Raw genomic sequence first — 22,927 nt, 5'->3', positions numbered from 1 at the left:
TTTGCCAGTATTTTTTATTTCACTACCCCTCTTGCGTAGTCACTCTATAGTAAAGTAAAAACAACTATCTGCTTTATGATAAAAGATTCTCCAGCGGCGCTTACTGCTACTGCATTTTATTAAGACGAAACGAGCATTTTATATGGCGAACGATATCAAACACCTGCGTAATATTGCAATTATTGCCCACGTTGATCATGGTAAAACAACTCTAGTTGATAAACTATTACATCAATCTGGTACTTTTGGCGATCGTGCAAACATTGCTGAACGTGCAATGGATTCAGGTGATATTGAGCAAGAACGTGGTATTACTATTTTGGCCAAAAACACGGCCATTCGTTGGACAGACAGCTCTGACGATACAGAATACCGTATTAATATTGTGGATACTCCAGGCCACGCTGATTTCGGTGGTGAAGTTGAGCGTGTGATGTCAATGGTTGACTGCGTACTTCTAGTTGTTGATGCTGTTGATGGACCAATGCCTCAAACCCGTTTTGTGACCCAAAAGGCATTTGAGCAAGGTCTAAAACCAATTGTTGTTATTAATAAGATTGACCGTCCAGGTGCCCGTCCTGATTGGGTAATGGATCAGATCTTTGATCTATTTGATAACCTTGGTGCAACTGATGAACAGTTAGATTTTCCAGTGGTTTATGCATCGGCATTGAATGGTATTGCAGGTCTAGACGCTGAAGATTTGGCTGATGACATGACGCCGTTATTTAAAACTATTGTCGATGTGGTACAGCCTCCGCAAGTAGATGCAGATGCACCGTTCCGTATGCAAATATCAAGCCTTGACTATAACAGTTTCGTTGGTGTTATTGGTATTGGTCGTATCCAGCGTGGCAAAGTTAGTATAAATACGCAAGTAACAATAATTGATAAGCACGGCAAAACACGTAATGGCCGTATTTTGAAAATTATGGGCTATCATGGTCTTGATCGCATTGATGTTGAAGAAGCACAGGCTGGTGATATTGTTTGTATTACCGGTATTGATGCGCTAAACATCTCAGATACTATTTGCGATCCTAACCACGTAGAAGCGTTGCCAGCATTGACAGTAGACGAGCCAACTGTATCAATGAACTTTCAAGTAAATAATTCACCGTTTGCTGGTCGTGATGGTAAATTTGTGACTTCACGTAACATTCGTGAGCGTCTTGAGCGTGAATTGATTCATAACGTGGCATTACGTGTAGAAGATACAGAGTCTCCTGATAAATTTAAAGTATCGGGTCGTGGTGAGCTTCACTTATCTGTACTTATCGAAAATATGCGCCGTGAAGGTTTTGAGATGGGTGTTTCAGGCCCAGAAGTTATCGTTAAAGAAGTTGACGGTAAACTACAAGAACCGTATGAAAACGTTGTGTTCGATATTGAAGAAGAGCATCAAGGCTCTATCATGGAGCAAGTAGGTCTGCGCAAAGGCGAGATGACCAATATGGAGCTTGATGGTAAAGGTCGCATGCGTATTGAAGCAACCATACCAGCTCGCGGTTTGATTGGTTTCCGTTCTGAGTTCTTAACGTTGACCTCAGGTACTGGTATCATGACGTCAAGCTTTTCTCATTATGGACCACAGAAACTTGGTGATGTCGGTGGCCGTTCTAATGGTGTATTGGTATCTATGGCAAACGGTACTTGCTTAGGTTTTGCACTCTTTAATCTACAAAAGCGTGGCAAACTATTCGCTGAGCCACAGCTTGAAGTATATGAAGGTATGATCGTTGGTTTGAACTCACGTAACGACGATATGGCTGTTAATCCAACGACCGCTAAACAGCTTACTAACGTACGTGCCAGTGGTACTGATGAAGCGTTGACGTTGACGCCAGCGGTTAAGTTTACCCTTGAGCAAGCGCTTGAATTTATTCAAGATGATGAGCTGGTAGAGGTGACGCCAAAAGCTGTCCGTATTCGTAAACGCTACTTGACTGAAAGTGAGCGCAAACGTCATGGTCGTAGTAAGAAAGGTGCTTAATATTGTAGTATAGAATGATTGAAAAAAGGCTAACGCAACGTTAGCCTTTTTTTATGTTTGCTCATCAATTTTTTATAGTTGGTTATTTTGTTACTACGACATGATCGTTAGTATCAATAAGGATTTCTGAAGGTTGGTCAACGACAATACGTACGATATTGTCGTTAGCGTCTTGTGACTTATAAAAATTGTCTTCAGCGACTGTACAACCCAAGCAGCGCCCCATCGCACTCCAAGGCTCAACGAACAGTTTTTGTTGTGCTTGATCAGCGTTACCACCGATAAGAGAAAAAGGCAGACTGACGAGATAAGCGGCAGTACCAGTGACAGCGGTGACTAATTGTAAGGGCTTTCCAACGACTGTATCAACAATCATCGTGTCATATGATGGACCAAAATCACGCTCATCTATCTCTATTGCAGCCGAGGCTGGCTGCGTAAAAGCTATCATAAAGCCTATGCTTAAGGCCATCGTAAGAATCTTACTTTTATTGAAGCGTGGGTTATCGGCATTAGCAGTCATCATTATTTCCTAAAACATGTAAGCGGTATAAGTAATAAACACTGCTATTGAAGATATTTACAAACAAAGGTACTTATAAACAAAGGTACTTACAAAGCAGCGTTGACTCTTTATTAAAGCAAGATGTGTGCCGATAAGCAATATAAAAACATATTATATCGACTTTATCTCATATATATTAGTAAATATTTGTTTATAAAATTGGCTGACAGAGTGGGCAAAACACGCTAGCACGACCATTGAGTTTGATATTGTCGAGTACAGTATCGCAATGCGGACAAGACTCACCTTGTCTACCATAGACATTTAAGGTTTGTTGAAAGTATCCCGTTTGTCCGCTGGCGACTGTAAAATCACGTAGTGTCGAACCCCCAAGCTCGATTGCTCGTTGTAGTATGACTTTAATATGTTTGACCAATATACTTATTTGTTCGTAAGACAATTGATGTGCTGGGGTAGCAGGATGAATAGCAGACAAGTATAGACTCTCTGTTGCATATATATTGCCTACACCAACCACGACCTGCTGCTCCATAATGACTGACTTGATAGCACGAGTAATAGGGCGTCGCTTGGTTGTCTTATCCGACATACTATTGACATTGCTACGCTGAATCAGGCGATACAGATAGTCAGTATCGAAATCTTCTGATAGTGGTTCAGGTCCTAGATGATCTAAAAGCTTGGTACTATAATCCTTATACCATAATAATGCGCCAAAACGTCTGGGATCATGATAATGCAGTTGCGACTGAATACCGTCATTGTCAAAAGTTATTATCAAATGGTCGTGCTTACGTTTATCAGTACCTAAAGGATGCTGTTGTAGACTACCTGACATGCCTAAATGTATGATCAGTTGACGTCGATGTTCAATGGTGTTTTGGCCATTTTCTATCAATTTTACTCTAGGTATAAAAGTCAGTATTAAATACTTTGCTCGGCGCTCTACGTCTTGCAACGTATAGTCAACTAATATACCTAAGTCATCTGGCATCGGCCAACGTAGTTTTGGTTGAAATACTTGTATGGCGGTAACTCTTTGTTTTAATAAAGGGGCAAGACTGGTTTTTGTGGTTTCAACTTCGGGTAATTCAGGCATAAGGGCTTTCTACAAAATTTATAAAATATAAAGTTAAGTTATCGATTAACGGTTAGACAATAGTACGACGTGCATGCAAAATCCCTGGCTGCAGTTCAAGCTTGGCAAGCAGTTTGGATAGATGGGCCAATCCCGAGACTTCGATATGAAATTTTAGCGAGGCTATATTGTCATCAGTGCTCAAGGTCTCAACCTTGCGTATATTGACACTTTCTTTGTCAATGACTTGGGTTAAATCACGCAATAATCCACGTCTATCATAAGCTTCAATATGGATATCAACAGGCTGATAACGACCGGATTTAGACTTCCAAGCTGCACTGATCTTTCTCTCAGGGTCACGTTCAATCAGACGCATGTATTCAGGACAGCCACGGTTATGAACACTAACGCCGCGAGATAAAGTAATGTATCCAGAAATTGGCTCACCATGCACAGGATGGCAACAACCTGCCAAATTTATTTCAATATTATCCAAACCATCAATACAGATTTTGTAGGCATCAAGTTTGCCTGTTGTTTTTGGATCAACACTAGGGGTGTAATCTTCCTTTTCTTTTTCAGGCTCTAAATGCAGCTGACGAGAGATGTGACCAGTTAATTGATGGAGTCCAATGTCGCCTGTAACAAGCCCAACGATAATATCGTCCGTATTATTAACATGAAAATGCTGCGTATAGTCATTCAAGTCGATGCTATTGGGATGTACTGAAAGTCGCTCAAGCTCTTTACTTAGCATCTGCTTACCGATTTCGATATTTTTATCACGGTCTTGTTTGTTAAACCATTGACGCAATTTAGAGCGGGCACGATTGGTATGAATATAACCAAGTGACGCAACTAACCAATCACGATTAGGCTCACGTGACGCTTTAGTAATAATCTCAACCTGTTCGCCTGTTTTTAGCTGGTAAGTCAATGGCACGTAACGCTGATTGACTCGCGCTGCTTGAGCGCGGTTGCCTACTTGCGTGTGTACATAATAAGCAAAGTCAAGTACGGTAGCCCCTTTTGGTAGTTCAGTGATGTCACCATCTCGACTAAAAATGTAAATCCTCTCAAGCTCATCAAAATCAACGATTGGCTCGTCATCTTCTAGTTCACCTAACTCACGGTCAGTAAACTCACCCTCTGCTATGAGCCCTAAACGATTTTGACTCCGAGTTTCGTTATTAATAGAAAGCAGATGACGTAATGAGCTGATCTTTTGAGTGAGGTAGCTGTCTTTTTTCTTTTTGAGACCTTCCTTATAATTTACGTGAGCACACATACCAAGCTCGGCCTCAAAATGCATGCCTTGGGTGCGTATCTGTACTTCAAGTGACTTGTTCTCAGCGATAACCGCAGTATGCAACGAGCGATAGCCATTAGGCTTTGGGTTGGTAATGTAATCATCAAACTGTTCAGGAATGTACCGCCATAAGCCATGTACCAAACCTAACACATGATAACAATCCGCTGGGTTTTCCACCAATACTCGTAGTGCTCGAATGTCATAGAGTTGATCAAACGATAAGCGTTTTAGCTTCATTTTGCGATAGATAGAATAAATATGCTTGACTCGTCCTGAGACATCGGCAGTAATATCAGCTTCTGCTAACGCATCATTTAGCTTGTTTTGCACTCGCTGAATATAGTCTTCACGCTCGCTGCGTTTTTCGGATAATAACTTGGCAATCTCTTTGTAACGCTCAGGGGCAAGATAACGAAAAGCCAGGTCTTCAAGCTCCCACTTTAACTGAGCAATACCTAATCGATGAGCAAGCGGTGCATAAATGGTCATCACTTCGCGGGCCACACGCTGTTGACGTTCAGGTTTGGAGAATGATAACTCACGCATGGCAAAGGTACGCTCGGCAAGCTTAATAAGTACCACGCGCACGTCGTTAGTGACAGAAATAAGCATGCTGTAGATGTTAGATAGCTGATCACGTTGATTGTTGACGAAATGGTCTTCTAGGCGCTTATTGCTTTCTATAATGGCAGACAGCTTTCCCATAGCTAAGGCGTCTTTAACTAAACTTGCAATCTCTACCCCAAAGCTTTGCTCAATATCAGTCAAACTCACCAACGATTTGCGTGCGCTACGGTATAACATAGCAGCCACCAAAGCGTCTTCGTCTTGATATAAATAAGTCAGGATATCTGCCATACCAATACCCGTCACATAAGCACCAGAACGTTCAGACTCGCTAGTATTCATACGACTACGAATAAACTCGCAAGCAGCGGCTAAATTAGGGACAGTTTCTTGGTCGATACGTTTTGCAACATTATCTAGCCATACGGGTACATCAATATTGGCTTGACCTGAATCATCAGCGATAGATGCTTCTGCAAGCATCTGCATATCGTCTAGAAGAATGTGATCCGAATATTCGTTTTTTAATTTGGGATCATGACTATGATAAGAGTAGTAGGCAGAGCGATCAAAAGTGGTATGTAGCTTATGCGTTGCTAGTTGTTGTTTAATATCAGATGGTACTTGGGCGTAGCTATTAGCAGATTGATGAGAGCGCTGGCTTGCCACCAACTGTGCTGCTAAAGCTGCACTATCAGCTTGTGTTGTTTGCCCATCAATAAGCGGTAAACCTTCTCGAATTTTTACCATAGCCGACTCCTCTTAGCTATTTTCAAAATTTCTTATCGTCTTACCTGCTATGCAAAAACGCTTGATCTACCCCATAATTCATGATTATCAGATATGATCAACACAGCTACAAAAATCCATTTTTTAGCAGCTGTTATAAAGAGTTTATGCCCAGTATTTTAAGACGATAAGCGCAAATATGCACAATGTGTAGATAAACACATACAGCTTGTATGGATATTATTATGTCACTTTAGAAAGCTAATTCAAGCAAGGCTCTGTAGTGATAATGCATACAAGCGTAACGGTATTCTGACGAAATTCCATTTGTGCAAAACAGTTCAATTTAAATCAGTAATAAGCCCAATGATACAATCAATAAAAATTAAGTTGTTATTTTCTCAAAGCGAGCAATGGATTCGACATGACCAGTATGACAGAACATGTCCATTACTCCAGCATGGGTGAGACGGTAGCCTTGCTCTAACAAAGCTTTTGTATCACGTGCAAGGGTAGCAGGATTACAAGAGACGTAGACAATCCGCTCAGCATTAAATTTAGGCAAGTATTGCATGATTTCCCAAGCACCAGAACGTGGCGGATCAATGAGTAACGCATCAAAACCTTCGTTAGCCCAAGGTTTATCAGTACAGTCGTGAGTCAAATCTTGGTTATAAAATTTGGTATTATGAATACCGTTACGACGTGCATTGTCTGCTGAGCGTGCTGTCATTGCGTCGCTGCCTTCCACACCTACAACTGCGCCAGTTTCACCAACAAGACGAGCTAGAGGCAAACTAAAGTTTCCTAAACCACTAAACAAGTCGAGTACCCGCTCGCCCGCTTTTAGATCTAACAAATCGCAAGCAAGCTTGGTCATCTGACGATTGACAGAAAGGTTTACTTGCGTAAAGTCAGTTGGGATAAATTCGAAAGTAAGGTCATATTCTGGCAGTTGGTAATATAAACGTCCAAATTGTTGGCTCAGATCATCTTTGTCAGTCAAGGCAACGCGTTGGATACTATCAGCGCCTTTAGACTGTAAATATAGCTGCCAATGACGCGCTGCAAAAAACGCTTTAAGCTTTTCGATATCAGAGTCTGATAATGGAGCTAGATGACGTACGATAAGAGCAACAGGCTGATCGCCATCAGGTAGCTCTGGTAGGTATTCACCCATTGCTAGCTCTAGCTGAGCAATCTTATCGCGGCTCTCAAGTGTACTCATAAGTGCTTTGAGGTTTTCAATCTCAAAGCCAATACGTGGATCTAAAATATGACATTCGTTTAATTCGGCTAAAAAGTTACTTGAGCGCTCACGAAAGCCGACCAATGCATTTTCTTTTTTGGCGACATAGCGTACGCCAAGTCGTGCTTTGGTACGATAGCCGAGACGATCACCAACTATCGGTGCAAGCCAGTTGTCCGGCTCAGCATTGGCTTGATGTATAAGCATCTCAGCAAGTACCGATTGCTTAAAGTTGATTTGACCATCTGGCTGCCAGTGTTGTAAGCTGCAACCACCGCAAACGCCAAAATGCGGGCAGGGCGGTACAGCACGTTCAGGATTTGGGTTGGATGTGATATCAATCGCGTCTCCCTCTTCAAAGCTGGCACGACTATTGGTTAGTTTGACCAAAGCACTTTCACCCGGTAAAGCAAAGCTGACGAAAACTTTTTTGCCATGCTTGTCTGCTACATGTCCCTCTTTTTCATCAAAGCCATTACCATATACGGCAACCCCGCGCCCATCGTGCGACAATCCATCAATATTGAAGGGAAGTGGCTCTGCCTCTTTTAGACGCCGACGTGTCTTGGATGAAGGTTTAGATTTTTTCTTATTAGGCGGGATAGTGATCGTTTGGGTATCGTTGGCTTGTGACATAGTATCAGGTGCTGTAGACGTTTTTGAATCGGTGGGTTGCATAAACCTGCCTTAATAATAAATAACTAAAAATGAGAGTAGGTGCTATTGTCGATAATACTGTGTTTGGTCTTTTATGGTTCAGGTACGGATGTCCAATCGGCAAGAAACTCATGATGGCGCGCTTGACCATCTGCTTGAGTAAAGTTTGCTAAATAGTCACGGCTTTGTTGTTGCCAATGATTATAAGACGGAGACGACAGCTTACCGGTTAGACGCAGCCAGCGTAGATATATCAGCCACGTATTCATGACATCAGATTCGCAATAGATCGATAGTGTTTGCCAATCATTATCATTAACCAGAGCGCCTACCATGCTGCCATCCACATCGGTCTTACCAGGTAGCCCATACAGGCTTGCAACCACATCCATCGCTTCACGGCGACTCGCACCATATTGGCTAAATCTGTCCATTAAATCTAGATGCTTGGTTTGAAAGCGATTGACATAATTATCAAAACGCATGTTTTTAATACGCTCGCCCTCTTCAAACAGCCATGGGGCAGACAGATCATACTGCATAGCGCGGTAAATGAGTACGGGTATATCAAAGCCTGAACCATTCCAGCTAATCAGCTGTGGCAAGGTTTCGATATCGCTGAAGGCGCGGAAAAACTTGGCAAGAATATCTTTTTCGCTAAACTTATCTGCCGTCAAAGAAAATAAAGAAAACTGCCCATCTTTGATGTATAGCGCTGAGATGCACACTATGCGCTGTAATGGTAAGCGCATAAAGTCATGGCCAGCTTCTTGTATTCGAATGGCAGTCAAGGCACTGAGCGCATCAGCGTCGCTTAAGTCAGCCAGTTTTGGATAAATACGACGTGCAGCATCTGTATCCGCCACAGTCTCAATATCAAAGACCAGTACAGGATTGGCAGGTAGGGCATGTGACATAAATAGTCCTAGTTACTTATTGTGCAAGCATTGGTCAGGCATTACGACTGAGTATTATCATCGACAGGAGTGTCATCGACATTGTATAGACCAGTTGATAGATAGCGATCACCGCGATCACAGACGATAAAGGCAATAACAGCATCAGGGTTCTCTTTGGCGACTTGTATAGCCGCCCACGCTGCTGCGCCTGATGAGACACCAGCAAAGATACCTTCAGTCTTCGCCAGTTTGCGCATATAGATTTCAGCGATATGTTGGTCAATATCCATGATTTCATCGACTAAATCTGCCTCAAAGATACCTGGCATATAAGCTGCAGGCCAGCGGCGAATACCGGCGATAGACGCCTCTTCATCAGGTTGCAGGCCGATAACTTTAATCGCTGGGTTTTGTTCTTTAAGGTATTGCGATACGCCTGTAATGGTACCTGTAGTGCCCATTGAGCTGATAAAGTGGGTAATTTTGCCTTCGGTCTGCGCCCACAGTTCAGGGCCTGTCGTCAAATAATGTGCTTGCTTATTATCAATATTATTAAATTGATCAAGCACAACCCCCTGACCATCAGCTTGCATCTGTAATGCCAAATCACGTGCAGCCTCCATCCCTTCATCGACTTCGATTAAGGTTGCGCCATAAGCTTTCATGGCGTCTTTACGCTCTTGAGTTGAGCTTGTTGGCATTAACAAAGTCATCGGATAGCCACGCATCGCGGCAACCATGGCTAAGGCAATGCCCGTATTGCCGCTAGTTGCTTCAATCAAGGTGTCACCAGGCTGAATATCTCCGCGCTGTTCTGCTTGATAAATCATATTAAAAGCAGGGCGATCTTTTACAGAGCCTGCAGGATTATTACCTTCGAGCTTTGCCAGCAAAGTCGCTCCATTGGTAATACTTTCTTCTACAGGCAAACGATGTAATTTTACGAGTGGCGTTTGGCCAACACAATCAGCAAGTTCGGTAACTTGATTGATAAAATTGGCGTTTGGCGTAGTGGTGGAGGACATAGGGCACCTTTGTCTATTTTGGAATAATAGTATTGTAAATACAGTTCTAATCTTTGTTCTAGTCAATTTTGTACTGGTCACATCTCATAATGTCGTGTAACCATTTTATTTGGTATCGACTATAACCGAAAGTTATGACAAATTGAAAATGGCATCATTATATCATTTTGTTTTTAGCTACGCTGATAGCATCAAGATATTTTGGTAAATGAATAAGATTAAAAAGTCAGTCAACTAGAGTCTGTTGGGTATCTAAGTATGAGGACAGCGGATAGTCATAACAGTATAAAATAATTGTTGATATTTATGATAAGTTGATATGAATGACCAAGATAATACCGACACTTCTAAATGCTGCTAAAATAATGAAAGTATTTAACATATTGATGGCTGGATAAAATCATTTATAGTGGTTATTGATAGATAGCACAGAAACCTGTAGGGATAAGTTTTAACATGGCATACAAAAAACGCTTTGATACCAGTAGCGCCTATGGTCAGTTGATCATATTGGTGTTTTTACCGATTTGTGTGTTAGCAGCAGTCGGCGGTATTCTTGTTTTTCATGAGACGATGCGTGCTAGTGAGTCAGAACAAGAAGCGTTAGCCGAGGCTGTGTTGATTCGTTACAAGCCTATGGTTACTGAGCTGATCCCTGCATTGCTAGTGCAAGAACGTCAGCGATCAAAAGCCAATGAAAAAAATTCGCAAGATATGATTGATAATATGGCGGCAGCCAGTCAAGCAGCACTTGAAAACAATATCCGACCTGAGTATCTGCCATTATCACAAGTACATTCGGACCATTATATTAGTGCCCGCGGAGGCAGACTAAGTAGTACAGTGCTGTCAGAAGAAGCGCTCGGAGGAGTGTCTACCTCACGTTTATCGACTGCTGCAGTTATTGATGAAAGTCTCAATGAGACAGCTGACGCTCCGCAAGGGGCGATGGCGACATTGGTATCGATTCGCGATAGGCTCAGTCGCATGCAGTCAGAGCAGCATGTACAACGCATTGCCATTATCAATGAAAATAATCAGGTACTTGCAACAGTCGGCTATGGTGTTAGTGAAAGTTGGCCTCTAATCGATGCATCACAAAGTTTTTTGTCCCAGCAATCGACGCCTATCGGTACAGCTTATGGCACTGTATTGGGTAATTTTGAAGGGCATAGATTGTGGTTGCTCGTCGACATGGATAACGAGCCACTTTATATTGCGCGTTACCGCATCGCGATGGCACTGGTCATTACTGGTCTCTTTACTATCTTGATTTTGCTATTAAGTCTCAATATCTATGCCAAACGCTGGATTGCACCTATTTATGAGCTGCGTTTGCAGCTGCAGCGTACTCATGTGGACAATTTATACAAGCCTATTCCCGTTGAGTCTGATGGAGAGTTGAACTTATTACAACAAGACTTGGTTAAGACGTTACGGCGCTTGCACAGCAGCTTTCAGGATTTGAAAGACCACGCGGAACAAACCGAGGACGATCTACGCCTGGCTTTTGATGAGATGGAGATGCAAAACATTTCTATCAGAAATGCTCGTGATGATGCCATCTCAACCAGTCAGGCTAAGTCTGCATTCTTAGCCAATATCAGTCACGAGCTGCGCACACCTCTAAACAGTATTGATGGATTTATTAATTTGCTGGCGCGTCACGGTGAGCTCAATCCTGAACAAGACTTATACGTACATACCATTCGTAAGTCGTCTGCACATCTGCTGGCATTGGTAAATGATGTGTTGGATTTTTCCAAAATTGAAGCAGGCAAGTTGGTGCTTGATCGTCACGAGTTTGATCTTTATGACACTATTTATGACGTGGTCGATATGCTCTCTCCTGTATCGGCAGAGAAAGGTCTACGTATGGCCGTACTGTTTTATAACGATGTGCCGATGCGAATCGTGGGTGATGCCCTACGCCTCAAACAAGTTTTAACCAATCTTGTCGGTAATGCCATTAAGTTCACCGATAGCGGTGATGTCGTGGTGCGCGTAAGCTTAGATGATCATCGCGATAATCATCTGATGATTAGCGTCCAAGATAGTGGCAAAGGGATATCTCTTGCAGACCAAAAGATGCTGTTTCAAAGCTTTAGCCAAGGTGATCCTTCTATCACGCGTCAGTATGGTGGCACAGGATTGGGCCTTGTCATATCTAAGCAACTAACACGGCTTATGGGCGGTGATATTGGGTTTTATGACAATGCACAAGAAAATATAGCCAATCAAGGAGCGACGTTTTGGTTTCGTATGCCAACTCATATCGATGTATTGGAAGCTGCCACTGGTCAAACCATTGCCTTGCCAGTACTTGCACCACTGGCTAGTGCGAATGATGAGTTCAATGTATTGGTCTGGATCAATCACATTGCGTCAAGACAAGTTTTAAAAGCTAGCCTGCAAGTCCTGCCTATCAAACTTACTCAAGCCAACTCGTTACCTGGTGTGCTTGAGTCACTAAAAGAGCATGGCAATTATTGGGACTGGGTAATCGTCGACAACGACACACAAGATGACATGACAGCACTGCTTAAGCAAATTCGTTTGCACTATCAAGGCAAGCTTGCTGTGTTTGGCTATCAAGTTGCTGCTGACCAAGCGTTATTAAACCGCTATCATGCCAATGTCTTATATGAGCCGTTAGATAAGAGGCAGTTATATGCCATGCTCGACACTCAAAAGAAAAGCGAACCGGTCGCAGCGCAAGCACCGCGCTGGCATGGCATAACTGTGCTGGCAGTAGACGATCATCTGCCCAACCTTTTAGTATTAGATGCGCTTCTTAGTGAGCTTGGTATTCATGTCATCACTGCCAATAGTGGCTTTGATGCCATCGAATTGATCAGCAAGCAGCAGGCCAAAAATATAAGAAATGCTAAATCGTCGCAACAAAGCTTATCCAAAAAAACACAGATATCAAAAGCTCAGGCCCGTGCGCAAACCCATAAGGTGTCGGCCAATGCTGCCTCAACCATAGACATAGATACCGAAGAAAATTCGTTGGCCCATTCAAAAAACAACCCAGAAGATAAAGACAGCATCGATCTTATTTTTATGGATATTCAAATGCCACGTATGTCGGGTCGTGAAGCGGCGCAGCAAATCCGTAAAATAGAGGTTGGTGATAGCCATATTCCTATTATTGCACTAACGGCTCACGGATTGTCTGATGAGCGCGATAAGCTACTCGCAAGTGGTATTGATGACTACGTTGGCAAACCAATTAGCCAACCGCAATTGTTACAAGTGCTACAAAAATGGTTAGGGCGTACATCAACGTCGCAGCATTTACTACCAGTTGCGCCTACTGACGCTACCCATAGCATGGCGTCCAATGTCGTAGACAATACCAAAATCAAAAGTCCGTCTGTAGATAAAACTGTGCGACGTCCACTATCTCTAAAAAAAATCCGTGATGACTATATGCGAGATATTCACCCTCGTGATGAGTATAGGCGAGAGCCCCAACGGGCGACTCAGCCTCGTTATCAAAGCTTACAATATCAAGATACTCTCATTGAACAAGATGAGCAATCACAACACCCTTCACCGGAACAAACACAACAGGATCATGGCTCAAAAAGTAGCAGCATCGTTGGGATGGAGATATTGGACTGGCAAGATGCGCTGACACGTTCGGCAAACAAGCCGGATTTGGCTGCTAAGCTCATTATTATGATGATCGATACAATAGCGGATGAAAAAGAGGCCTTATCTCAAGCGTGGCAAGCGCGTGATCGAAATATGCTGGCGCAAGTTGCACACCGCATTTTGGGTGCCAGTCGCTATACTGGTGTCCCGCAACTGCGTAAAGCCAGCCAAGACTTGGAAGATAAGTGTCTATTAAATGTTCAACATACTACGCCGGTGCAGTTTGCCATGCTCAAGCCGTACTATGAGAACTTATTGCTTGCGCTCAACAATCTACAGGCGCTTGATCTATCACCATATCCGCAACTGAACTATCATCGCTTGAGCGAAAATGATATGACTTGGAAAATGATCTAGTGTGGTTGTCGTCAAAATAACTATCTGGTCAACTGTCACTAAAGTAATGCGTCAGATATTATAAAACGATATGGCCAATAAAATATCGATACCTCTGCAGTCAGTTATTCGCGCGCTACAGCAGATATAAGCCTGTTAAGATTAATAAAGTATAACTGCTAAAACGAACATCAACTTATCATCCAAATTGCTTATTAAGGATTGTTATGCATGCTATCGCCGCTCATCAATATAAAACCCTACAAGTTAGCGTTACCGAAAATATTGCCACCGTTACTATAAATCGTCCTCAAAAAAAGAACGCCATGAGTTTTCAAGTGGTTGATGAGCTGATCGCTGCTGCTAGACATATTAGTAAGGATAAAACGTTACGTGCCGTCATTCTTAATGGTGCTGAGGGGACGTTTTGTGCTGGTATAGATTTGGGTGATTTGAATCATCCCAAAAATCAAGCGTACGCTTTTTGGGAATTAATTAAACCTAACCAAAGCCTATTTCAGCAGGTCTGCTTGGTCTGGCGCGAAGTACCAGTTCCTGTGATTGCTGTATTAGAAGGGTATTGCATTGGGGCAGGATTACAGCTGGCTCTGGCGTGCGATGTGCGCATTAGTCATCCTGATTGCAAACTGTCCATTATGGAAGCCAAGTGGGGATTAGTGCCAGACATGGGATTGACACAATCGGCACTAGGGGTCGTGCGTGCAGACGTGCTAAAAGAGCTAGCAATGAGTGCGCGTACCATTGATGCGGAGGAGGGGCGAACACTAGGGTTGGTTAGTCATTGTAGTGAATCACCATTACAACAAGCACAGTTGCTGGCCGCTGAGTTTGCCGAGCGTTCTCCTGATGCGGTGCTCGCAAGTAAGCGTGTCATCAATGCCATGTATCAGCAGTCGCATACGACGCTATATAAAGAAAAAATGTGGCAGTTAAAACTTATGTTAGGACGAAATCGTAAGCTTGCGCTCAAAAAAGCCAAAGAGGTCAGTACAGTGTTTAGCAAACGCCAGTTTCGTTAATTTAATCCTCAGCTTATAGCAGTGTTGTAGGTGCTGTTTAATTATTGAGGTTTGTTCTATTAAGGTTATATCTCTATTGAAATACAAGCAGATAGTACGATATAGGACTGTCTGCTTGCATATTTGTAACGATAATAAATTAGATATGCACCATTGTTTTTATCAGTAATGCTTGTCAATAAACAGGAATATTTTATTGATAACGTTTATATTGAATAGAAGCAATCGAAGTATCAACAGCAATCTCTGTATAAAATGGTCCCGCTATGTCTGCTCCAAAAACCTCTTTGCCCAATAAACCTATGACTGCTGAACGTGTGCGCGCTGCTGATCTGCCTGTTGCATGGATTATGATGCTTGGGCTGATTGTGGCGATAGGACCTTTATCTATCGATATGTATCTGCCTGCATTACCATCGATGGCAGATGATTTTGAGGTATCTACAGCATTTATGGCCAACTCCGTACCAGCTTACTTTTTTGGTTTGGTATTTGGGCAGCTATTTTATGGTCCTTTTAGTGACCGTGTTGGTCGGGTCAAACCTTTATATATAGGTATGACCTTGTATGTCATTGCATCGATTGTCTGTGCTACGACCAGTAACGAGTATATTTTGTTCGCTGGGCGGACATTACAGGCACTTGGCGCCTGCGTAGGTGCGGTCGTCACCCGCGCAGCGATACGTGATCGACTCACCGCCAAACAAACGGCTAAAGCTTTTTCTATTATGATTTTGGTAATGGGATTGGCGCCTATTTTAGCGCCATCACTTGGTGCACTATTCCTACAGTTCTTTGATTGGCATTCGATTTTTTGGTTTTTAGCAGCTTTTGGGGTGCTTAATTTACTATTAACTAAGTTTTTCTTTTTTGAAACCCTTACAGCAGAAAACCGTAATGTGCGCCCTGCTAAAGAAGTGCTCAGCCAATATTGGAGCTTATTAAAAGATCCAAGTTTTAATTATCCGGCGATTGGTGGCGGGCTGTTGATGGGGGCGATGTTTGTCTATATTAGCTCGGCTTCTGAGCTAATTATGGACACGTATGGTGTGTCAGCGACGCATTTTGGTTGGCTCTTTGGTATGAACGCTGCAGGGTTTGTGGCGTTAACTCAGCTTAATCAATGGCTCACCAATCGCTTTCGTATTTTGAGTATCTTACGTTTTGGGGCGATGATGCAGGTGATTTCTGCAGGCGTATTATTTGCGGTTGGAATTTTTCTTGGTACAGATGCTTGGCTGCCGCTAGTTTTAAGCTGTATTTTCTTTTGTATTGCAGGTCTTGGTCTGACTCAGCCAAACGCTTCTGCCATTGCGTTGGCATTTCAAAAACACCGTGCTGGAATGGCAAGTGCCTTACAAGGCTCTTTGATGTTTTCAGTCGGTATTTTTGGTGGGCTATTGTTGAACTTATTTCCAGTTAATCCTGTACTTAAGATTGGTATTGCAATGTTTGCCTTAATGAGTCTGGGCTGTTTTTTAATTTGGAAAATAGATCGTAACTTAAATCTTGAAGATACCGATTAAAATTTTGTTATTAGCTTTTATTTAAAAAGCGTTCAGTTATCTAATAGATAATGAATGCTTTTTTTATACCTTTAATAAAAGATATATTACAATAATTTATATATATCCCAAAAATTTATTTCATTCAAATAGATGGGTAAAATTTTCAAATAACCTCTGTTATCTACCTCTTATCATACTATTCGTCCATTTATCTAGTTTTTTCTATGTTTCTAGCTATCCTAAAATTACTGAATTAATATCGAATGTAACGGTTTGTATTTTTTATTACAAAAAATTTATATACAAATTTGTTAGTTTGTTAAGGAAAAAGTTACTAATATCTTTTAATTTTCAAGGATGAGTTATGAAGACATTATATAAAGTACTTCCAATGATGTTAGGCGTAGGTTTGTTTGGTTGTAGCAATGCCAACAACGCGACCACTCAGGACAATGTAAATACCAACAGTACTACAGCTATTAAAGATAACAATGCGTTTGTAAGTAAATTGCCTGATACTGCACCGACAGTCAAGCTCTCCACTGACGCGCAGTTTGCTCCTTATGGTTTTAATGATGAGTATGGAAGTGTTACTGGATTTGATATTGATCTTATGCGTGAGATTGGTGAGGATCAAGGATTTAAAGTTGAAATCTATAGTGATCCATGGGAAGAGGTATTTGAAAACTTAGATAACAAAACTCGAGATATGCTTGCAGCGGCTGTACCATATAGTACGGAGCGTGACAAAAAGTATTTACTGTCTGACCCGTATGCACCGCTACCATCAAGCTTAGTGTATTTAGATGAGTCCTTAAATCTCACCTCTGTAGACGAATTAGACGATGTAAAGATTGGGGTGCTTAGCGATACCGTACAGTATGACTACTTTAGTAGTGGTGAAATCAATGTTGAATCTGTTAGCCCATATCCGTCAACTTTTTTAGCAGTAAAGGCTATGGCGCGAGGTGAAGTTGATGCAGTTGCCGAAGATGTGGGTGCCCTTCGTTATCTTATGAATGATTTACCTGATTTGGAGCCAAAATATTTTGATTATGAAGATATCCATGCAGAAAGTGCATACAAAGTACTGCTCGTTGAAAAGGGACAGCCTGAGTTACTTGAAAAGGTAAATGCTGGCTTAAAGAGTCTAAAACAAAATGGTACTTATGCCACTTTAACCACAAAATGGTTTGGTGAAGATCTGACGCAAGCTGTATCGGAACAACGTAAACCAAATACTTAATATCAATAAACTTAAAAATACTCAATTAACTAAAAGCACTCTGCTAAAAAGCATTCATACGTATTAATCGTATGAATGCTTTTTTTATCACATTTGAACTTATCTAATACTGTTTATGTATACACGAGCGTTATTACACACAAATATCCAAGTTAATGATAATAATTATCAATTACTACTCGCTTACCTTGATTGCTATTACAAAGTTACTTGAGTATTATTCATTGTAAGTTTGTGTAATAAATGTACTGCGAGTTCAACGTGTTATTTACCTATTCATTCTATATCGTATTAGGTGAAAAATATGGATTTGATATTTATTTTTTGAAGCTGTAACAGTCAATATCTATTCGAGCTTATGACAGTTTATTAATTCAAAAATACAAAAGATGTTTATGAAAAATCATTTTGTATTAAATAAAAAGTAAATGTTGAATACGAAAGCGTGATAAGTACAATTTATTAAACTGTAAAAACCTCTCAATTTTTCAAGGATAGATTATGAAACAGTTATATCGTGTACTTCCTATTGTACTAAGTGTGGGCTTATTTGGTTGTGGCAACTCTAACAATGCAGGCAATACAACTACGCAAGAAAACGCAACAACGACCAGTCCAACAGTGGCAGAAAACAAAGATACTTTTGTCAGTAAATTACCTGATGATGCTCCAGTAGTTAAAGTAGCAACAACAGGGACCATGCCTCCGTTTTCCTTTCAGGATGACTATGGAAATATGCAAGGTATTGATATTGATGCTATCCGTGCTATTGGAGAAGAGCAAGGCTTTAAAGTCGAGTTTTATAAAGAAACTTGGCAAGACATGTTTGATAGCGTAGAGACTGGCGGTCGTGACTTGGCGGTATCAGGTATCTCTTATAAAGACGATCGTAACGTAAAGTATGGCTTGTCCACACCTTACTTTTTTAACCCATCAGCCATGATGTACTCAAATAAAGACTTAGACTTGAAGCGTTTAGAGGACTTAGGAGGATTACATGTTGCTGGTATGGAAGGTGCAAAACCTGCAGAGCAACTAAAAGAAATTGGCAAATATGGTGAGCTTTCTACAAGAACCACAGCCTTTTTACTATTTGAAGACCTACTGCAAAACAAGGTCGACGTTATCCTACATGATTTGCCTATTTTGCAATACACCGCTAAGACCCATCCAGAGTATGACGTTACTATCGTACCGTATGAAGGTGAAGATACGCCTTCAGCGCAGCAAGTTGTACTAATGGCAAAGGATAACACTCAGCTTATCGACACTGTTAATGAAGGTATCACCAAACTTAAAGCAGAAGGGACCTTTAAGACAATCGAAGAAAAATGGTTAGGTGAAGCTCAATCTGACGCCCAAACTACTGAGCAAGCAAACTAAAGGACTTTCAACATGGCAACCACACATAATGTCGATAATAAGCGTTATCAAGGTCTGATTATATCAATTGCATTGTTCTTGTCGTTGATTGGTGCTTTGCTTGCGTTTACGTTTTATACCTCAAGCTTATTAGAAAGAAACACAGTATTAATTGATCAAACCAACCAAGTTGCCAACAGTGCGCAGGCGGTGATCAAAGACTTGTTTGATTTGGATAATAGCTACGGTGAGGATACCAACTCTCCTCATATGCAGCGAGTTTTTGAGCGTTTAGAGCAGAATACTGGGTTGATTACCAACTCTATTACAGCTATCGGACAAGGTGGTACGATTACTGATATCGATGGCGATACTTATGATTTACCGCAAGTTGATAATAAGGCACAAGCCAACATCGTAGCAGCTAGTGAGCAATGGCAGCTTTTAGAACCTAAAATTCAAGCGTATCTAAAAGATGCTGATAATATTATGGTTGACTCTGCTGATGAGTTAACGCAAGCAGTCGAACAGGCAAAGACATCAAGTTTGCTTATTAATGACTCTTTAGACCAACTGACTGATGATGTATTTACGAGTGCTGAAAACCAAGCCAATACTATTCGTCTGGTTCAGATACTTGGTGTTGCAGCAATCTTTGCCTACTTTTTGATCTTTGTATTCTTCTTTGTACGTCGCCTACGTGAAACAGATGCTGAAGCATTAGCAGCACGTCGCGAGACCCAAGAGATTATGCAAACGGTTAATACCGGCCTGTTCTTGCTTGATAAAGACTTAAATATTGGTCAGCAGCATTCAAAGGCACTCAATAAGATTATTGGCTCTGATAGCTTAGCAGGAGAAAACTTTGCCAGCGTACTACGCGGCCGTATTTCTGATAAAGATCTAACGACCACACGCCAGTTCGTTGAGCAGCTATACAATCCACGAGTGAAAGAAAAACTGGTTAACGATCTAAACCCCCTACACAAAGTATTGCTACATAACACTACTAGCGAACAGGGTTCGGACAGCCGTTTCTTAGATTTTAGATTTTCACGGGTTTATGAAAATAAAGACATTGCTCGTATTTTGGTCAACGTTAACGATGTATCAGACGCTGTTCATCTAGAACAACGTTTAGAGAAAGAACGTTCACAAAATGACATGCAGATTGAGATGTTAACAACCATCTTAAATGTAAATCCAAAAATCATTAATGAGTTCATCACTAACACCAAAACTCATATTGAAAAAATCAACAATATCTTAAAAAATCCTGGCAGTACGCAATATGAGCTTGAGGTTAAATTAAACGCTATCTATCGTGAAATGCATAGCTTAAAAGGTGAGGCCTCAGCATTAAAGTTACACAGCTTTACTAAGATTGCATCAGAAGCAGAAGATCAGCTTAACGTGCTACAAAATCAAGGCAAGCTGTCTGGTAATGACTTCCTGCCTTTAGCAGTGCATTTGGATGATTTGCTCAGTTTGTCTAACACTATCGAGACATTGGGTGAGCGTATCAACCGTACAGCGCCAGCTAGTGCAGCATCAGATGTACATGAAGCAGTAGTCCAAAATCAAGCAACAGATCTGTCAATAGATGGTTTAGAAATTGCAGGCAATGAGATTGACTTGGATGAAGAAGCTGACAGTCATTTGCTCGATTATTATCATGATTTTGCACGAGATATCGCAGCAAGACAAGGCAAACAAGTACAACTTGATAGTGCTACTTTGGGACAAATCAAGATACCAGAGCATCTTAAAAAGACCGTAAAAGAAATCAGTATCCAGCTGCTACGTAATGCTGTGGTACACGGTATTGAAACGCCTGATGTGCGTCAATCAGCTGGCAAGTCTGCTGTTGGTACAATTGGTCTTGAGATGCAAAGTAGTGGTCAAGATTTTATTGTGACCCTACAAGATGATGGTCAAGGTATCGACTATGATGGTATTCGTGAAAAGTTAGTCAAGCAAGGTCGTTTCGATGTCGAAGAGGCAAAACAACTTGATCGTAATGGCCTGTTAAAACAGCTGTTTTCTTCTGGATTTTCTACGAAAGAAGATGCTGACGAAGATGGTGGTCGCGGTGTTGGTTTAGACATCATCAAAGCTCAAGTAAAAGAATATGATGGTAAGCTCAATGTAAATAGTGAGCATGGTAAGATGACACGTTTTGTCATTACGCTGCCTAACGCTTAATTAAGGATAATAAATACGTTATGTATAAACTAATGATTGTTGATGATTCCAATATCATTCGAAACCGCATCCAGCGGGCTTATGACTCAGGAAATTTTATGTTGGTTGCGACGGCAACCAGCGGTGTTCAAGCTATTGAGAAGTTTAATACGCATCGTCCTGATGTCATTACTATGGATTTAACCATGCCACAGATGGATGGTCTTGAATGCATTGAAAAGATCATCGCTATTGATCCTGATGTACGAATTTTGGTGGTATCGGCATTGTCAGATAAATCTACGGGCATCGAAGCATTATCGCTTGGTGCTAGTGGGTTTTTATGTAAACCTTTTTCAGAAGAAGATCTCGTAGAGTCTTTGTATGAGCTGGTACAAGACTAATATCATCCAACGACCTAAGCAGATGTCATTATGAAAGAACAAAAGCTACAAATTTTTTTGAACATTATTAGTAACTATTTTAATCAGTTCGGAGGTTCAGAGCTCATCGCTGATACGCCTTATTTGTTAGAAAACAAACAGCCAAAAGTTCACGACTATACAGGTGTGATTGGAATATCAGGCGTCCAAAAAGGTGTGGTGTATTTTTCAGCAACACGCGAGTTACTGACTTCTTTATTAAACAGTATGGGCGAAACTGAAAATAGTGAAGAGATTTACATGGATCTTGCAGGTGAAGTGGCTAATACTATCGCTGGTAATGCACGCAATGAGTTTGGAGCCGAGTTTCACATCTCTGTCCCATTCGTATTTAAAGGGGCGCCGCAAAGTATCGTATTACCTAGCGAAGAGCGTTCCTTTATTATTCCTATTACTTGGCTATCGCAAGTCGGCGAAATTGTAATTTGTCTGCAAGATTAAACATGTTGCGGGCATATGTTGGATATGGACAATAATATATTATGGTTAAAGTAGAAAAGTTAGGTGTGTTCCTAAGTTCGATTAATGCATTTTTTGCACAAATTGATGACGCACAAGTGGCTATTAATACCCCTTATTTGAATAACAATAAAAGCACTATCGGTTATGACTATAGTGGTGTTATTGAAATATCAGGTCCTCTTGAAGGCTGCGTTTATGTCAGCGCTCCCAGCAACATGCTGCGCCAAGTGATCAAAATAATGGGTGAGCCTGATTCATCGATGACAATGATGAAGGACTTACTTGGTGAAATGGCCAACACGATATCTGGTAATGCTCGTACCGAGTTTGGTCCGGAGTTTATTATCTCACCGCCTCATATTGTTGAAGGTGCACCAAGTGTGTCTTACTTGCCAAAAGAACGTCATAGTTATATTACCAATTTTACATGGCGTGGTTATGAAGCAGTCATAGGTATTTGTATCGCTTAAGCTAATCAATAAATTGGCCATCATTAAAAAACGACGTATAGGCGTCGTTTTTTTGTGTTTGCTTAATAAGTCATTGGTTTTATTGTCTGTTATTTAAGTATGTAACACATATCGTCAAAGTAATTGTTTATAATTGATAGGCAGTTATGATAAAATACAGCGCAGCTATTTTTAG

At 41.2% G+C, this 22,927-nt stretch carries 16 protein-coding genes; 10 read left to right on the top strand and 6 right to left on the bottom strand.

Annotated elements, in window-relative coordinates; all coding sequences use genetic code 11:
- Window positions 1–142 precede the first annotated feature (142 nt).
- Complete coding sequence (gene typA / locus ACTXGH_RS03320; protein ID WP_439295615.1) at window positions 143–1,993, top strand: translational GTPase TypA; 1,851 nt, start codon at window positions 143–145, stop codon at window positions 1,991–1,993.
- A gap of 82 nt (window positions 1,994–2,075) precedes the next feature.
- Here the strand turns inward: typA and ACTXGH_RS03315 are convergent, their stop codons facing one another.
- The 6 genes from ACTXGH_RS03315 to cysM form a co-directional block, all read right to left on the bottom strand.
- Window positions 2,076–2,519 carry a hypothetical protein gene (locus tag ACTXGH_RS03315; RefSeq protein WP_439262727.1) on the bottom strand — a complete coding sequence of 148 codons (444 nt, stop codon included), beginning with the start codon at window positions 2,517–2,519 and terminating at the stop codon, window positions 2,076–2,078.
- Window positions 2,520–2,709: 190 nt separating this feature from the next.
- Entirely contained in the window at window positions 2,710–3,618 is a 909-nt protein-coding gene (mutM, locus tag ACTXGH_RS03310; RefSeq protein ID WP_439295616.1) for a bifunctional DNA-formamidopyrimidine glycosylase/DNA-(apurinic or apyrimidinic site) lyase, read from the bottom strand.
- Between the two features lie 52 nt (window positions 3,619–3,670).
- Entirely contained in the window at window positions 3,671–6,229 is a 2,559-nt protein-coding gene (locus ACTXGH_RS03305; RefSeq protein ID WP_439295617.1) for a RelA/SpoT family protein, read from the bottom strand.
- A 364-nt stretch (window positions 6,230–6,593) separates the two neighbouring features.
- Window positions 6,594–8,135 (bottom strand): 23S rRNA (uracil(1939)-C(5))-methyltransferase RlmD, encoded by a 1,542-nt coding sequence (rlmD, locus tag ACTXGH_RS03300; protein ID WP_439295618.1) that lies wholly within the window; start codon window positions 8,133–8,135, stop codon window positions 6,594–6,596.
- Window positions 8,136–8,206: 71 nt separating this feature from the next.
- Window positions 8,207–9,031, bottom strand: coding sequence for a 3'-5' exonuclease (locus ACTXGH_RS03295; RefSeq protein WP_439295619.1), 825 nt, complete (start codon window positions 9,029–9,031; stop codon window positions 8,207–8,209).
- 41 nt (window positions 9,032–9,072) lie between these two features.
- Window positions 9,073–10,038: a cysteine synthase CysM gene (gene cysM / locus ACTXGH_RS03290; RefSeq protein WP_439295620.1), complete on the bottom strand. Its 966-nt coding sequence runs from the start codon at window positions 10,036–10,038 to the stop codon at window positions 9,073–9,075.
- A gap of 456 nt (window positions 10,039–10,494) precedes the next feature.
- Between cysM and ACTXGH_RS03285 the strand changes: the two genes are divergently transcribed.
- From ACTXGH_RS03285 to ACTXGH_RS03245, 9 genes are all read left to right on the top strand, one after another.
- Window positions 10,495–14,058 (top strand): hybrid sensor histidine kinase/response regulator, encoded by a 3,564-nt coding sequence (locus ACTXGH_RS03285; RefSeq protein ID WP_439295621.1) that lies wholly within the window; start codon window positions 10,495–10,497, stop codon window positions 14,056–14,058.
- Between the two features lie 206 nt (window positions 14,059–14,264).
- On the top strand, window positions 14,265–15,077 hold the full coding sequence (locus ACTXGH_RS03280; RefSeq protein ID WP_439262713.1) for a crotonase/enoyl-CoA hydratase family protein: 813 nt from the start codon (window positions 14,265–14,267) through the stop codon (window positions 15,075–15,077).
- Window positions 15,078–15,379: 302 nt separating this feature from the next.
- The gene (locus ACTXGH_RS03275) at window positions 15,380–16,603 is read left to right on the top strand and encodes a multidrug effflux MFS transporter (protein ID WP_439295660.1); all 1,224 of its coding nucleotides are present in this window, start codon (window positions 15,380–15,382) and stop codon (window positions 16,601–16,603) included.
- A 346-nt stretch (window positions 16,604–16,949) separates the two neighbouring features.
- Complete coding sequence (locus tag ACTXGH_RS03270) at window positions 16,950–17,831, top strand: substrate-binding periplasmic protein (protein WP_439295622.1); 882 nt, start codon at window positions 16,950–16,952, stop codon at window positions 17,829–17,831.
- Window positions 17,832–18,332: 501 nt separating this feature from the next.
- Entirely contained in the window at window positions 18,333–19,214 is an 882-nt protein-coding gene (locus ACTXGH_RS03265; RefSeq protein WP_299218112.1) for a substrate-binding periplasmic protein, read from the top strand.
- A gap of 12 nt (window positions 19,215–19,226) precedes the next feature.
- Window positions 19,227–21,398, top strand: a complete 2,172-nt coding sequence (locus ACTXGH_RS03260; protein ID WP_439295623.1) for an ATP-binding protein — start codon at window positions 19,227–19,229, stop codon at window positions 21,396–21,398.
- 20 nt (window positions 21,399–21,418) lie between these two features.
- Entirely contained in the window at window positions 21,419–21,781 is a 363-nt protein-coding gene (locus ACTXGH_RS03255; protein WP_439262706.1) for a response regulator, read from the top strand.
- A gap of 30 nt (window positions 21,782–21,811) precedes the next feature.
- Window positions 21,812–22,261, top strand: coding sequence for a chemotaxis protein CheX (locus ACTXGH_RS03250; RefSeq protein ID WP_439295624.1), 450 nt, complete (start codon window positions 21,812–21,814; stop codon window positions 22,259–22,261).
- A gap of 41 nt (window positions 22,262–22,302) precedes the next feature.
- A complete protein-coding gene (locus ACTXGH_RS03245; protein WP_439295625.1) occupies window positions 22,303–22,752 on the top strand; it encodes a chemotaxis protein CheX in 450 nt (149 codons plus the stop codon).
- Window positions 22,753–22,927 lie beyond the last annotated feature (175 nt).

Origin of the sequence: Psychrobacter sp. 1Y10 (assembly GCF_052259005.1) — a bacterium.
In the GTDB taxonomy this organism is placed as follows: Bacteria; Pseudomonadota; Gammaproteobacteria; order Pseudomonadales; family Moraxellaceae; genus Psychrobacter; species Psychrobacter saeujeotis.
The sequence above is the reverse complement of the archived record's forward strand: the minus strand, read 5'-3'. Positions and strand labels throughout refer to the sequence as shown.

Coding starts and splice junctions, on each gene's coding strand:
- ACTXGH_RS03250 (WP_439295624.1), top strand. CDS start 21,812: ATGAAAGAACAAAAGCTACAAATTTTTTTGAACATTATTAGTAACTAT.
- ACTXGH_RS03285 (WP_439295621.1), top strand. CDS start 10,495: ATGGCATACAAAAAACGCTTTGATACCAGTAGCGCCTATGGTCAGTTG.
- typA (WP_439295615.1), top strand. CDS start 143: ATGGCGAACGATATCAAACACCTGCGTAATATTGCAATTATTGCCCAC.
- ACTXGH_RS03275 (WP_439295660.1), top strand. CDS start 15,380: ATGACTGCTGAACGTGTGCGCGCTGCTGATCTGCCTGTTGCATGGATT.
- rlmD (WP_439295618.1), bottom strand. CDS start 8,135: ATGCAACCCACCGATTCAAAAACGTCTACAGCACCTGATACTATGTCA.
- mutM (WP_439295616.1), bottom strand. CDS start 3,618: ATGCCTGAATTACCCGAAGTTGAAACCACAAAAACCAGTCTTGCCCCT.
- ACTXGH_RS03245 (WP_439295625.1), top strand. CDS start 22,303: ATGGTTAAAGTAGAAAAGTTAGGTGTGTTCCTAAGTTCGATTAATGCA.
- ACTXGH_RS03255 (WP_439262706.1), top strand. CDS start 21,419: ATGTATAAACTAATGATTGTTGATGATTCCAATATCATTCGAAACCGC.
- ACTXGH_RS03305 (WP_439295617.1), bottom strand. CDS start 6,229: ATGGTAAAAATTCGAGAAGGTTTACCGCTTATTGATGGGCAAACAACA.
- ACTXGH_RS03265 (WP_299218112.1), top strand. CDS start 18,333: ATGAAACAGTTATATCGTGTACTTCCTATTGTACTAAGTGTGGGCTTA.
- ACTXGH_RS03280 (WP_439262713.1), top strand. CDS start 14,265: ATGCATGCTATCGCCGCTCATCAATATAAAACCCTACAAGTTAGCGTT.
- ACTXGH_RS03260 (WP_439295623.1), top strand. CDS start 19,227: ATGGCAACCACACATAATGTCGATAATAAGCGTTATCAAGGTCTGATT.
- ACTXGH_RS03315 (WP_439262727.1), bottom strand. CDS start 2,519: ATGATGACTGCTAATGCCGATAACCCACGCTTCAATAAAAGTAAGATT.
- ACTXGH_RS03270 (WP_439295622.1), top strand. CDS start 16,950: ATGAAGACATTATATAAAGTACTTCCAATGATGTTAGGCGTAGGTTTG.
- ACTXGH_RS03295 (WP_439295619.1), bottom strand. CDS start 9,031: ATGTCACATGCCCTACCTGCCAATCCTGTACTGGTCTTTGATATTGAG.
- cysM (WP_439295620.1), bottom strand. CDS start 10,038: ATGTCCTCCACCACTACGCCAAACGCCAATTTTATCAATCAAGTTACC.